Source organism: Paenibacillus cymbidii (assembly GCF_004764705.1).
In the GTDB taxonomy this organism is placed as follows: domain Bacteria; phylum Bacillota; class Bacilli; order Paenibacillales; family NBRC-103111; genus Paenibacillus_AN; species Paenibacillus_AN cymbidii.
In genome coordinates, this window is the sequence record NZ_SHLX01000025.1 from 97,310 (window position 1) to 110,571 (window position 13,262).

Genomic DNA, 13,262 nt, shown 5'->3' on the forward strand with positions numbered 1-13,262 from the left:
CGCGATCCGGGGCGGTGGCGGGATTAGGTATGAAATTTCAAAGCCGGCATGAACGTTGCTGCGTTCGTGTCGGCTTTGACGATTTTACAGTGAGGAAACGAGGTCAACGCGCACGTCATGCGTGCCGCGCTCCAGCTTGACGAGCACGTCGGCACCGCGCTGCAGCCAGACGCCGCTCTCCTGAGGCACCGTCACCTCCGCACGCTTCAGTGATGCGGCATTCGCTCCAACCGACGCCGCGTCGCCGATCGCGCGGAACAGGAGCGCGATCGGTTCTCCGGCGGGAAGCGCCGCCTCGAGCTTCGCCGTAATGGCCCCATTCTCGCGCTGCACGGTCAAACGAATGGAGCGGCCCTCCTCCTCTTCATCCTCGTAGGCGACATGACCGCCGCAAGCATAAATCATCAGCGTCAACCTACCGTCCATCCGGTTGCCGACATCGTCGCCCAGCTCGCAGGCGGCGCCCAACTGGAGCGGAATGACGCTGTCCTCGCGGACAAAGACGGGAATGTGCGCCAGCGGCGCTTCTATGCATTGCGTTTGTCCGCCTGCGATCGGCTGGCCGCCGAACAGCGGCAGCCAGTTGCCGGCCGGCAAATAGACGTCCTTGCGCTCCGCGCCTTCTTCCGTCACCGGCGCCACCAGCAGCCGCGAGCCGAACATGTATTGCTCCGTCAGCGCGCCGCACGCCGGATCGTCCGGATAATCGAGCAGCATCGCCCGCATGAGCGGGTGCCCGGTAAGCGAGCTGTGCCGCGCCTCCCGGTAAATGTACGGCAGCAGATTCATGCGGATATCGGCGTACCGCTTATAAAGCGCAAGCACGTCCGCCCGGCCGGTCCGCTCCGCGATGTTCCACGGCGTGCGGTCCATGTTGAACTGGCCTTTACTCTCCGCGTGGTATTGCATGACGGGACAGAACGCCGCCATTTGCGCGGAGCGGATGTACAGCTCCGCCGTCGGGATTTCGCCGGAGAAGCCGCCGAGATCCCAGCCCCAGAACGGGATGCCGGACAGACCGCTGTTCAGCCCGGCGACGATGCTGGCGCGGAAGGCGGCGAACGTCGAACGCTCGTCCCCCGCCCAGTGCAGCGGCGTCGCCTGCGCGCCCGCATAACCGGCGCGGCTGAATGTGATCGCGTCCCCGTCCTTGTGCCGCAACGCATATTCGTGAAACGCGCCGATGTACACGTTCGGGTATTCGTTGCGCATTTCGGCGCCGGAGCGTCCGACGTGAAACGCCGTTTGCGAGCCATATATGCATTCGCCGCCGTCGGTTTTGAACCCGTCGATGCCAATTTCGTCGAGCAAATAACGCCGCTTGCCGAGCCACCATTCCGCTGCCGCCGGGTTGGTAAAATCGGGCACCAGACTGCCGCGGAACCACTCGTACGGCGGAATGCGGTACGCGCTGCCGTCGCCGTTCTTCACCGCGTAGCCGGCGGCCAGCATCGCCCGCTCGTCTTCGTCGCGCTGCCGGTGGGCGATGCCGTCCATGAACTTCATCACCGGCGCCTGCCACAGCAGCACCTTGATGCCCGCATCGTGGATGCGCCTCACAAGCTGCTGCGGATCGGGCCAGCGCCCCCACGCCGGGAACGTAAAGTCGCCGTACGCGAACCGCTCTTCGCCCGCTTTCACCGCATATTCCGCATCGTTAAAAATATAGAAGCTCGCTTCGTCGCTCCACTGCTCGATGACCATCACCGTACTGGGGATAGCATGCTCCGCCGTCTGCGCCAACTGCCAATCGACTTCGCGCTCGCTGTCCCAGTTGTTGCTCGACATCCACGGGCCGAACGCCCACTTGGGCGGCAGCTTCGGCAAGCCTGTCGCTTCGGCGAGCAACGCCGTCATGGCAAGAGGCGTGCCCGTCATCAGCCGAAAATCGAGCGACAGCCGGTCCGGCGGCAGATCTGCCTCGATTTGCAGCAAGTCGGGGCGCAATGTGCCGAAACGAAACACCGCGTACAAGGAGCTGTCCAGCAGCAGCCCGTAGCCGCCCGAGCTGAATGCGGCCGGCACCGGCATATAAGTGCGGTTTCCCTGTTCCTTGTATTGGTTGAATACGTAGTTGTCCAGCTCCTGTCCGCGATGGTTCAACCCGCCGAACCGTTCGCCCATGCCGTACAGCATCTCCCGCTCGCCGATGCGCCAGTTCAGGCGCAGCTTGCGCGCGCGGCCGTCGCGACCGGTCAGCAGCTCGAGCAGCGGCGGCTCGCCTTCGAGGCCGGCAAGGCCGGCGAAGCCGCGAGACAGCTCCGTGCCGGCTTCGCCCAGCAGCCGGAGTACCGCCGCGTCACCGGCGACGCTCGCCTCGACGCAGCCGACGCGGCTTGCTGCCGGCAAAACCGCCGCCGGCGATGACGGCTCCTGCGGCAGCAGCGCCACGCTCAGCCGCGCGGAGTAGGCGCTCCCCGCAGCAAGCGACGCCACCGTCAGCTCGCACGTGCCGCCGACGCCGCCGGGCAGAGCCACCACGCAGCGCATGGCGACACGTTCGCCGCTTGACACCACGCCTGCGACACGTCCGACCGCCACCCATTGCAGCACATCATAACCAAACCACTCGGACTCCGCGGTCATTTCGCCTTCTTCGGCTTCCGCCACGAAGCGGTAGCGAACGCCAACGCACTCATCCAACGCCGGCAGCGCCGCCGTCCAGTACGCCTCGCCGTCCGGCTCCGAAGCGGCGGTCATCGCCAGCCGGAGCGGCTCCTGCCCGTCCGCCGCGAACTCGACCGCCACCGCCATCGCCGGATCGAACGGTTCGGCGTAAACGCTCACCGTCACGGCGTCGCCGACTGTCACAACGCGCGGCGAACGTTCGTTGCGGCCAAAAATATACGGGCATTCGCCGCCAAGCGGTTCGTGGCGGAAACGCACGCCCCCGAGCGCTGCGCCTCCAGCGCGTAACGCCAACCGCAGCGCGGCGATGTCGAACAGCGGCGAATCGCCGCCAGCCGCCTCCGCCCCCGCTGCCGCCTGCGCCAGCAGTCGCCGCGCCCGCGCAGGCTGGCCGTTTTCGCCGCAGTACCACGACCAGAGCGCCGCCGTATCGCCGGTCAACCGCTCGTCGTCGATCGGGCGAATCGCCGCCAGCAGCGCCAAATCGCCGGCGCTGATCAGCCCGAACGGCACCGCCGCGGCGACGATATCGGGCCGCACCGCAACGCCATCGCAATCGCTGACGAAATGATCGCCGCGCATGAACCGGGCGAACGCCGCTTCGCGAATCAGCTTGCACGCTTGCCTCGCCGGAGCGGAGTCCCAGCGCGCCGCAGCCGTGCGCAGCGCGGCGAAGCTCAGCGCCGCGTTCACAAGCCCGACGCCCGCCGCTTCATCGCCGGGCAGCATCGCATGCGGCGCCGGCTCCAGCCAGCCGGCGGCAATCTTGCCCACGCAGGCGGCGATCAGCTCGCCTGCTTCCTCATGCGCCGCCTGCGTCTCGCCGAGCGCCCATAACCACCAGGCGCACGACAACGCGTCCGCCTCATCTCCCAGCTGCCGCAGCCGCTGCTCCATGCGCGCGCTCGTCGCCCGCGCCGCAGCCTCGTCGCCGCGAAGCGCCGCCGCATACACGCGCAGCGCATCGTCGCGGAACGCCGTATGTTTTTCCGCCGCCATCGCCATGCTACTTCACTCCCCCCAACTGCAATCCCGCTTTGAAAAATTGCTGCGCAAACAAATACAACACGATGATCGGCAGCATCGAAATCAGGCTTCCGGCCATCAGCGTATTGTACTCGCTGCTGTATTGCCCGGATAACGAACTGAGCGCCAGCGGCAGCGTCATGAGCGCCTTGTCGGACAGAATGACAAGCGGCCAAAAATAATCGTTCCACGAACCCATGAACGTAATAATCCCGAGCGTCGTAATGATCGGCACGCTGAGCGGCAGCATGATGCGCCAGAACACGCTGCGCCGCGAAGCGCCGTCCATGTAGGCGGCGTCGAGGAAATCGTTGTGCACCGTCAGCATGAACTGCCGCAGCATAAAGATCGCAAACGGGTTGAAAATCGTCGTGCTCATCAGCCCGGCGTACGTATTAAGCAGGTGCAGGTGCTTCAGCACAAGGAAGATCGGAATAATCGTCACCTGGCCAGGCACCATCATGGTCGCCAGGAACAAAGCAAACAGCGGACCTTTGCCGCGAAAATCGATCTTTGCAAACACATAGGCGGCCATCAGCGCCGAAAGCAGCGTAATCAACGTGGAAACGACAGACACGAACAGGCTGTTGCCGATCGCCTGCGCGAACGGGAACGCGGTGAACACTTTGCGATAGCCTTCGAAACTGATCGTCTCCGGAATCCACTGTATCGGCACGACCAGCAGCGCCCCTTTGCTCTTCAGCGAGGTGCTGACCATCCAGAAGAACGGAATGAGCGCAAATAAGGCCAGCAGCGTGGCAAGCACATAAAATACGGCAGGCTTCCAGAAGCGTCTAAGCGTCATAGTGCACCCACCTTTTTTGCAGCTTCATCTGCACGTACGTAAACAGGAAAATGATCGCGAACAAAATCCACGAAAACGACGAGGCGTAGCCCATTTTGTAATATTTGAACGCGTATTTGTAGATCCGCTCCACCATCGCCTGCGTTGCTCCCGCCGGCCCGGCGTCCGTCGTCATAATCATCACCTGGGGAAACAGCTGAAACGAGTTGATGATGCAAATAATCATCACGAAAAACAGGAACGGCGACAGCAGCGGCAGCGTGATGCGGCGCAGCTTCTGCCAGAAGCCGGCGCCGTCGATTTCGGCCGCTTCGTAGTAGCTAGGGCTGATGCCCTGCAAACCGCCGAGGAAAATTAGCGCAAAGAAGCCGAGGTCCTTCCACACGCTGGCCAGCACGATGCCCGGCATCGCCCAATACCGGTCCTGCAGCCAGGCGGGACCTTCGATGCCAATGTACCCGAGCAGTGCGTTGACCGGACCGTAATCGCGGCTGAGCAGCCATTTCCAGATGAGCGAACCCGCCACCCACGACGTCAGCACGGGAATAAAATAGAGCACGCGATAGACGCTGATCCCCCGGTACCGGTTGTTCAGCAGAATGGCGGCGCCGATGGAAGCGATCAGAATGAGCGGGATGTACAGCACGATGTAGTACAGCGTGTTGCGCAGCACCCGCCAAAACTCTTCCCCGGCCAATATGGCGTGGTAGTTGCCGAAGCCGACGAACTTGGGCACGCCCGCGGCCAAGTTCCAGACGTTCAGCCCGTCCCAGGTCGTCAAGCTGATCAGAAACGAATACACAATCGGTATGAAGCTGATGACGACAAGGCCGACCGTCGACGGCAGCAAAAACAGCACGATCGTAATCCACTTGTCCCGCCGCTGGCTCCCGTTCATTCCCGCACCCCTCAAGGCGCGCGAAATGCCGGCCGACCGCTGGCGTAGCGGGCGCGGCAAGCATTCCGCACGATTCATATTCGGCTTACTGCAGCTTGATCTTCTGCTCGAGCTCGGCTTGCGCTTCCTTCAGCACCTGCTCCGCCGGTTTCGTTCCTTGCGCGGCTTCCTGCAGGTGGCGGCCGATGATGTCGTTCATTTCATTAAACTGCTCGATCACCGGCGGCGTAATCAGGTAGTTCAGCGAATCGAACACCGCTTTGCGGTTTTCCGGCGGCTTCGCTTTGAGGTACGTGTCGAGCACGTCCTGGTAAGTCGATGCCGGCAGCTCCCAGCCCGCGTCTACGCGGATTTTGGCCGCTTCCTTGCCGGCGGACATGAACTTGATCCATTCGAAGGCGGCGCCTTGAACCTTCGAGTCCTTGTTGATCACGAGGCCGTTGGAGAAAAAGTGCGTCGCCTTCTTCTTGTTGCCCGGTTCGATCGCTACGTCCCAGTTGAACTTCACATTTTTGATGAAGTCCGGGAACGCCCAGACTCCGGTAATGATCATGCCGAGCCGGCCCGCCTTGAACAAATCCCAGTCGCCCGTGCCGCTCAATTGCGCTTCCGTCGGCATCGAGTTGGCGACGAGGATACGGTCGGTCAAATGCTTGAGCGTTTCGACGTTTTCCGGCGTATTGACCGTAAATTTCGTTTTGTCCGCGTTCAGCAGGCTGCCGCCGTTTTGCTGCGCCGCTTTGAAAAATTCAAAAAACTGCACGCCTTGCGAAATGCCAAATGTGTTTTTGTCGAGGGCGCGGATTTTGATCGCGGCGGCGTCCATCTCTTTCCACGTCCATTGATCCGTCGGGTAAGTTACCTTCGCTTTGTCGAACAAGTCCTTGTTGTAGATGAGCAGCACGTTCGAGAAGCTCGCGGGCAAGCCGTACTGCTTGCCGTCCGCCGCAAAAGCGGCGAGCGCCTGCTTGTTGACCGTGCTTTGGTCGAATTTGGTCGTTTTGAACTGGGCGGCGAGGTCGAGCAGCACGCCTTTTTTGGCGTAGGAATAGAAGTTTTCGAAGTTGAGCTCGTAAGCGTCGGGCGCCTGGCCGGCGGCGACACGCGTCTGCATCTGCGTGAAGTAGTCGCCGAATGCGATCGTTTCGATCTGCACTTTAATATTCGTATGCTGCTTCTCGAACTCGTCTTTCATTTGAGCCAAATATTTTTCGTTGTCGCCCGAGCTGGAGAAGTTGGCGAACTTGACGGTGACGGTGCTGCCGGACGATGATGTGCCTTTCGAGCCGCTGCTGCAGCCGACGGCCGCAACGGCCAGCAGCGCTGCCGCCGTGGCGGCTGTAAACGATTTGCCGAATAACCCTTTCTTCATGGAATGATTCCCCCATAATCAGATTTTCGCGCTTCCTTGCACAGCTCATGAACTGCCTTTCTTCCCGGTAACGTGCCGCGTCACCAACTCCTTTCGCATGGAAAAGAAAACGCTTTCAAATAGCGTTTGCCATCATGGTTGCCGCCATAGCCATGTTCGGCTCTTCTGTTGCTGCTGCCGGCTGCCGGGCTGCGGTCAGGGACGCAGCCGTTTCACCGTTTGCCGCTCGACCAGCTCCAGCGGAAGCATCAGCTTCTCCGTGCCGTTCGGGGCGATGCCGTCGATCGTGTCGAGCAGGCAGCGGGCCGCCGTGATGCCCTTTCCTTTAATATCCTGGCGGACGGTAGTCAGCTGAGGCATAAACATGCGCGCCATCGGGATGTCGTCGAAGCCGACGACAGAGACGTCTTCCGGCACGTTGCGCCCGCCGGCCGTCAGGCCGCTGATGACGCCGAACGCCATCATGTCCGCCGTGGCGAATACCGCCGTGATGTCCGGATGCTTCTCCGCTATCGTCCTGCCTGCGGCGACGCCGTATTCGTAGCTGACGGAATCTTCGAACACGTAATCGGAATCGTAGAACAGCCCCGCTTCCTGCAGCGCGCTTTTGTAGCCGAGGAACCGTTTCTCGACCACGCCGTCCTTCTTGATCGTGCCGGTGACGAGCGCAATGTTCGTGTGGCCGTTCGCGATCAAATAGTCCGTCGCCAGCTTGCCGCCGGCCGTATCGTCGATGCCGATTTTGCGGAAGGCGGTGTCGTTGATGTAGCTGTCGATCAGCACGATCGGGATGTTCACTTGCTTCAGTTCTTCGTAAAACTTCTCGTGGTAGATGCCCATGATGATAGCGCCGTCGAGGTTGCGTTGCATGGTGATGTCGAGGTAGCTTCTGCCTTTATCCACGCCGGACAGGATGAAGTGGTAGTTGTGCTTGCGCAGTTCGGATTCGATGCCGCTGACGACTTCGCTGTAGAAAGGGTTTTCAAGAATAAGCTGGCGATGCGATTCGGTCTGCGGAATGACGATGCCGATCAGGAACGACTTGTTGTTGACGAGACTTCGGGCTGAATAATCCGGAATGTAGTTCAATGCTGCGATTGCGGCCTTGATCTTCTCGAGCGTTTCGGCGGACACTTTGTCTTCCTTGCCGTTCAGCGCGTAGGAGATGGCGGCTGTCGATACACCGGCCGCTTTGGCGACGTCTTTGATCGTTACCCGCCTCATGGCATCACACCTTTAGTTAATCGTTTAACTCATTATAAAATGGAAACTCGGGGATTTCAACCGTTTTTTTTGGAAAATCAATCGATTTTCGCGTGAACGTGTCCAAGTCGAGTTGGATTTTACTTAAACGTAAAACTAAAAGGAAACCTGCCCTGTTTCCATTGCGCCGGCGACCGATCTGCCGCCGTGCCCGCGAAAGCTCCCTTTTTGGCCGATTGTGCATGCCCGTTGTTGGCGCAAGTGGTGACGCATAAGACAATTAGCCAAATTTTCATCGAACCTGACGCAATAAACCCTTTACAGGACACCAAAAGGTGTTATATCATAAATACGACACCAAACGGTGTCCAATTACAGCGCAAAGGAAGAGGATTATGCACATTTTAGCTATCGTACTGCAAAGTTGGCTGCTTTTCTCCATGGCTTTTTTTAGTATCAGCAAGCTGACGGGGGCCAAGCATCAGGTAGAGTTGTTCGACTCGATTCAATTTCCTCAGTGGTTTCGCATCGTTACAGGCCTCGTCCAAATGGTCGGCTGCATCGGACTCGTCATCGGCTACTGGCATTCGGGAGCGGCTGCATGGAGCGGAATATTGATCGGGATCATGATGCTGGTTGCGATTTTTGCCCATCTCCGCGTGAAGCATTCCTTCGGCAAACTGTTTCCCGCGGTATTGAATCTTGCTTTGGCTGTTGCCGTTCTGGCGTTGTTTGCGGACAACCTCTCTCATCCGTTCGGTTAAATCTTCCGCGAGCCCCCGTCCGCCGGCCGGACGGGGGCTCGTTTGCGCGCCTGCCTATCCGCTCCCGTACTACCTTTACGTGCCCCGTCTGTCACCGCTATCTCCTCCTCTCATCGGACCAAGGCCTCATCGCCCCATGTATTCAGGTTAAGCCCTGCAGCCGCGCTCGCAGTCTGACTCCGGCTTCGGCGGTGGCCAACTTCATATGCCTATCCGAACGGGGAGGTCAATTTTGCATCAGATCGCTGATTCGGGTCGTATGTGGTTCATTCTGTATGAAATTTCGCATACATTCGGCCGACTCGGGCCGAGTGGGGCTCATTATGTATGATTTTTCGCATACAATCGACAGGTTCGGGCGATGTGGGGCTCATTATGCATGAAATTTCGCATACAATCGACCGGTCCGGGCCGAGTGGGGCTCCTTCTGTATGATTTTCGCATACATGCTGCGTTCTTCCTCTGACTTTTGAGGCTAGTCGCCGTTTGCCGCAGGTACTCGAAAATCTCGCTTTGCCGTTAACCTGACAACATCCCTCGTATTCCCCTTCCGAGGCTCCCGAGCGCAATACCGCACAGGGAAGCTCAGCCCCCCCCTCGCTCCCTACGATAATCCAAGCTTTTTCGCAAAAAAATCCATTGTCCGCAGCGAATGAAACGACTACAATATGAATGCAAATGAGAATCATTATCAAATTCTGGAGGGGAATTATTTTGTTCGCCAAAAGCAAGCTGCTTCTGCTCGCCATCTCGCTGCTCGCGGTCGCTTTCATCGCCGCATGCGGAGCCAAAACCGAAACGAACGGCGCCGCCGCAAGCTCTTCGCCGTCGCCTTCCGCCAGCCCTGTGCCAACCGCTTCCGCCAGTCCGGCAGCCGCGTCGAAAACGCCCGCCGCCTCGGCGTCGCCGGCCGCGACCGAACGTACGATCACCGACGGCCAGAACCGCACCGTCAAAGTGCCGGCCAACCCGAAACGCGTCGTAGTACACCTGTACGCGGCCGAACTGACGGCGCTCGGCGTCAAGCCGGTCGGCACGAACCTGATCAATGCTTCGCAGGTGCTGTCCGCCGATCAGCTGAAAGGCATCGAGGATACGGGCGCAACTGCGCCAAGCGCGGAAAAAGTGCTTTCGCTAAATCCCGACCTGATCGTGCTGCCGGACTATTTGGACCCCAAGGATATCGAAGCCATGTCCAAAATCGCGCCAACGGTCGTGCTGAAATATGCCGACGACGTGTTCACCCGACTGCGCACAATCGGCGACGTGCTGGGCAAATCGAAGGAAGCGGCCGACTGGATCGCCAAATACGAAGCAAAAGCGAAAGAAAAGAAAGAACTGCTCAAATCGACGGTAAAACCGGGCGAAACGGCGGCGGCGTTCATTTCCTACCAGGACAAAATGCTGTACGTGTACGCCGGCCAAAATCTGGGCACGACGCTCTACGACGGACTCGGCTTCACCCCGCCGCCGAAAGTGGCGGAACTGCTGGCCAAAAACAAAAACCTGCCCTGGCAAAGCATCTCCGTCGAAGCGCTGCCGGAATATGCGGCCGACCGGATCTTCCTCGTCGTCAACGAAGCCAACGCCGACGTGAAGAAACGTTCGGACGAATTGATGAACAGCCCGGTCTGGCGCAATTTGCCCGCCGTCAAGAACGGCAAAGCCTACGTCATCGGCTCCAACTGGGCGCTGTACAATCCGCTGACGCTCGATATGCTGCTCGACGAAATGCCGAAGCTGCTGATGAAATAACCATGCCAGGCAGGTGAAGCCGCCATGAAGCTTCCGAACCAAACGATTCCGATCGTCCACAAACCTCCGCACTTCTCGCTCGTTTCCGTGCAACTGGTGCGGCTGCCAAACGCCTGGGAATCGGGCAAAACCGTGCAACACGACCGCGAGCTGCTGGCGGTGACGTCGGGCCGCGGCACGCTCGCGCTGAACGGCGCGCGGTATTCTCTCGTCCGCGGCAAGCTGTTCCTGCTCGCGCCGGGCGCGAACGCGGCGTTCGAAAGCGCGGCCGATTCGCCGCTGGAGCTGTACCGGCTGTCGTTCGACCTGCGGGTTGCCGATGCGGCGCCCGGCACGATCAGCGCGTGGCTGCTGAAGAGCGGCGAGCTTGCTTTCGATCCGTTCTACCGGGTCGAGGAGCTTCTGCAGGATGTATACATGAGCCGCGGCGGAGCCAACGATCTGGACGCCTTCCGGCACTTGCTCCGGTTCCAGGAGCTGCTCGCCGCGCTGTACGACTATAACCGCACGCATACGCCGCAGTCCGGCGCCGTGCAGGAAGTGGAGCGGTCGATCGCTTACATGCATCGGCATTACCACGACGAATTGTCGGTCGACCAATTGGTGAAGGAATCCGGCATCGGGCGCTCGCAGTTCCACGCCTTGTTCAAATCGTTGACCGGCCGCACGCCGATCGACTATTTGAACGGCTTGCGCATCAATCGCGCCAAGGAGCTGCTGCTGCAGCCGGGCCACAAGCTGCGCGACGTCGCGCGCCGGGCCGGCTTCCGCGACGAATATTACTTCAGCCGGCGGTTCAAGCTGGCGGTCGGGGTTTCACCCGGTCATTTTGCCGAACGGCGCGGCGGAACGCAACGCGTGGTGGCGTTGCAGTTTCTCGGCGAGCTGGCGGCGCTTGGCGTCGTCCCGGTCGGCGCCCCCGTGTCGCTGCTGCAGTCGTGCGGCGACACGGCGCCGAAGATTCAGCGCCTGGACGAGCCGCTCGACGTTGGCCAGATCGGCGCGCTCCGGCCCGATCTCGTCATCGTGCCGAGCTTCGCCCCGCGCAGCTTGACCGCTCAATTGGAGCAGCTTGCGCCCGGGGTTATCGTCAACTGGTTTGACGATATCGAAGCGCGGCTTCGCGCCATCGGCGGCATGCTGGGCAAAATGGCGGAGGCCGAAGCCTGGATCGCCCGCTACGAGGCGAAAGCGGAGCAAACGCGGAACAAGCTGGCCGGCTCGATCCGGCCGGGCGAAACGGCCACCGCCTTCATTTACGACGGCGCGCACCGCAAGCTGTTCGTTTACGGCGGCCATAATTTTGGCCACACGCTTTATCGCGGGCTGCGCTTCTCCGCCCCTGCCGGCTTGCGGCGCCTGATGGAAACAAACAGCCAGTTCAAATGGTCGCCAGTCGCGTTCGGCGCGATGGCGGACTTTGCCGGCGACCGGATTTTCCTTGCGGTGACGAACGACGAGGAGGCCCGGCACGATGTGCGGGACCTGCTCGGCAGCGAACACTGGCTGCAGCTGCCGGCCGTTGCGAACGGCACGGCTTATGTCGTCGACGCCAAATGGGGCCATTACGATCCGCTGATGCTGGAGGCGCATCTGGATGAGATGGCACAGTTGCTCGGCGATCCGGGTCAATAAGGTCCGGGAGGCTCCGATTCGGACAAAGCCAGTTGCCTGCCCGTTTCCGCATCGATGTAGACGGCCATTTTGTTGCCGGCCGGGTAAACGGCGGTCACGACCCATACCGGTCTGCCTTCGTCCCGTTCGTCGATCCGATAATCGTCGGTGAACGCAACCGACCACTCGGCGGATCCGCTCGAATCCATCTTCTGCCCGATCCGCAGCGCTTCCTGCTCGCCGATCGCCACTTTTGCGCCGAAAGGTTTGATCCAGGCGTCCCCTTGCCAGGAGGCGATGCGAATCCACAGCGTGCCTCCCGGCGACGTCCATTTGGCGCTGGCCTTCACCTGCTGCGGCGCAATCGCACCCATCGGAATGACGTCCACATCCGGATATTTATGCAGCATCGTTTGCGCGGCGATATCGAACGTTTCCTCCGTTTCCGTCGCGCCTTCCGGCACGGCGAACGCCCGGTTGATCCACGTATCGATCCCGGTCGCCGTATGAACGTGAAACCACCGATCCCCGTATTTTTCAAAAGCCTGCACCGTTTGCGGTTGGATCACGCCACTGTCGCCGCCGTAGGGTACCGGTTGGTCGAACGTCGACGTCGTCGTCGGCAGCACGATCGTTTCGTTCCATTTCTGCACCGGAAACGTGCCGTCGCTAGCGGCGATCCACTTCGGTCCCGCCCATGTGTCGAGCAAATAGCCGGTGCCGAACTTGCTGAAGTACATCGCGGTGGTATGCACCGTTTGCGGCGCGAGCGCCAGCCCCGTATCGCCGTTCGTTACCGGCGAGTCCAGCAGCGCCGCCGGCCGGCTCAGCCACAGCTCACCCTCCTCCTGCTGCACGTTCCCCAATTGCCGCAATTCCAGCGACAGCCAGCGCGTTCCTTGCCATGTCTGCGTTTGAAACCATCTGCGCTGCATGCCTTCGAACGGCGCCCGGCTCCATCCGGCTTCCGCCCCGGTCACGCGGATCTGCTGCGGCGCAAGCGCCCCGCTTGCCGCCGGCGCGTCCGGCGACGCATAGATCGACGTCTCCTGCAGCAGCGTTACGTTCACCTGCATCGGCGTCACCTGCGGCTCCTCTGCCGCCGCATGGCCGAACGGCAGCGTTGCCGCGCCGATCAACGCGAGAGTCGCCAGGCGACTCATCCTTTTTCCCATCGTTCGTTTCTCCCCCGTCCCA

Annotated in this window: 9 protein-coding genes; 3 read left to right on the forward strand and 6 right to left on the reverse strand. The window is 60.7% G+C overall.

Annotation, left to right across the window (positions count from 1 at the left end; all coding sequences use genetic code 11):
• Positions 1-84 precede the first annotated feature (84 nt).
• The 5 genes from EXY20_RS27900 to EXY20_RS27920 all read right to left on the reverse strand — a co-directional run bounded on the left by EXY20_RS27900 (position 85) and on the right by EXY20_RS27920 (position 7,953).
• The gene (locus EXY20_RS27900) at positions 85-3,633 is read right to left on the reverse strand and encodes a glycoside hydrolase family 31 protein (protein ID WP_135555416.1); all 3,549 of its coding nucleotides are present in this window, start codon (positions 3,631-3,633) and stop codon (positions 85-87) included.
• A gap of 1 nt (position 3,634) precedes the next feature.
• Positions 3,635-4,459: a carbohydrate ABC transporter permease gene (locus EXY20_RS27905; RefSeq protein WP_135555417.1), complete on the reverse strand. Its 825-nt coding sequence runs from the start codon at positions 4,457-4,459 to the stop codon at positions 3,635-3,637.
• A complete protein-coding gene (locus tag EXY20_RS27910) occupies positions 4,449-5,357 on the reverse strand; it encodes a carbohydrate ABC transporter permease (RefSeq protein WP_135555418.1) in 909 nt (302 codons plus the stop codon). Before EXY20_RS27910 ends, EXY20_RS27905 begins: the two co-directional genes overlap by 11 nt.
• A gap of 85 nt (positions 5,358-5,442) precedes the next feature.
• Positions 5,443-6,729 (reverse strand): ABC transporter substrate-binding protein, encoded by a 1,287-nt coding sequence (locus EXY20_RS27915; RefSeq protein WP_135555419.1) that lies wholly within the window; start codon positions 6,727-6,729, stop codon positions 5,443-5,445.
• A 195-nt stretch (positions 6,730-6,924) separates the two neighbouring features.
• Positions 6,925-7,953 (reverse strand): LacI family DNA-binding transcriptional regulator, encoded by a 1,029-nt coding sequence (locus EXY20_RS27920; RefSeq protein ID WP_135555420.1) that lies wholly within the window; start codon positions 7,951-7,953, stop codon positions 6,925-6,927.
• 374 nt (positions 7,954-8,327) lie between these two features.
• Here EXY20_RS27920 and EXY20_RS27925 point away from each other — a divergent pair, with 374 nt between their 5' ends.
• From EXY20_RS27925 to EXY20_RS27935, 3 genes are all read left to right on the forward strand, one after another.
• Positions 8,328-8,696: a DoxX family protein gene (locus EXY20_RS27925; protein WP_135555421.1), complete on the forward strand. Its 369-nt coding sequence runs from the start codon at positions 8,328-8,330 to the stop codon at positions 8,694-8,696.
• A gap of 714 nt (positions 8,697-9,410) precedes the next feature.
• Positions 9,411-10,451 carry an ABC transporter substrate-binding protein gene (locus EXY20_RS27930; protein ID WP_167859570.1) on the forward strand — a complete coding sequence of 347 codons (1,041 nt, stop codon included), beginning with the start codon at positions 9,411-9,413 and terminating at the stop codon, positions 10,449-10,451.
• 24 nt (positions 10,452-10,475) lie between these two features.
• Positions 10,476-12,086, forward strand: coding sequence for a helix-turn-helix domain-containing protein (locus EXY20_RS27935; RefSeq protein ID WP_135555423.1), 1,611 nt, complete (start codon positions 10,476-10,478; stop codon positions 12,084-12,086).
• Here the strand turns inward: EXY20_RS27935 and EXY20_RS27940 are convergent.
• Positions 12,080-13,240 carry a PepSY domain-containing protein gene (locus EXY20_RS27940; RefSeq protein WP_135555424.1) on the reverse strand — a complete coding sequence of 387 codons (1,161 nt, stop codon included), beginning with the start codon at positions 13,238-13,240 and terminating at the stop codon, positions 12,080-12,082. The two genes, EXY20_RS27935 and EXY20_RS27940, sit on opposite strands and share 7 nt — an antisense overlap.
• Positions 13,241-13,262: the final 22 nt, after the last annotated feature.